The organism is Caldivirga sp. UBA161, assembly GCF_002506515.1.
In the GTDB taxonomy this organism is placed as follows: domain Archaea; phylum Thermoproteota; class Thermoprotei; order Thermoproteales; family Thermocladiaceae; genus Caldivirga.
The window spans coordinates 1-205 of record NZ_DAXS01000048.1 but is presented as its reverse complement, the minus strand read 5'-3'; the positions used below and the strand labels follow the sequence as shown (position 1 = coordinate 205).

The 205-nt window shown below is 44.4% G+C and carries 1 pseudogene; it reads left to right on the top strand.

Annotated features, from left to right (window positions below):
• Positions 1-168 (top strand): annotated as a pseudogene (locus BP896_RS09820) (phosphoribosylamine--glycine ligase); the annotation flags it as partial.
• Positions 169-205: the final 37 nt, after the last annotated feature.

Here is a 205-nt window from a genome sequence, read left to right as displayed (position 1 = left end):
GGATGGCCCAGAATACACCCTCCGCGTTTTAACCGATGGTAATTCTTACTTACCCCTACCTTTAGCTCAGGATTATAAGCATGCATACTAAGATGGGATAGGCCCGAAACAGGGGACATGGGTTCAATATCCGGCCCCAATAATTTACTCCCATTCATAAATGAGGAGTAATATGAGAGGGGCTTTGATATAGTTAAGAGAACCG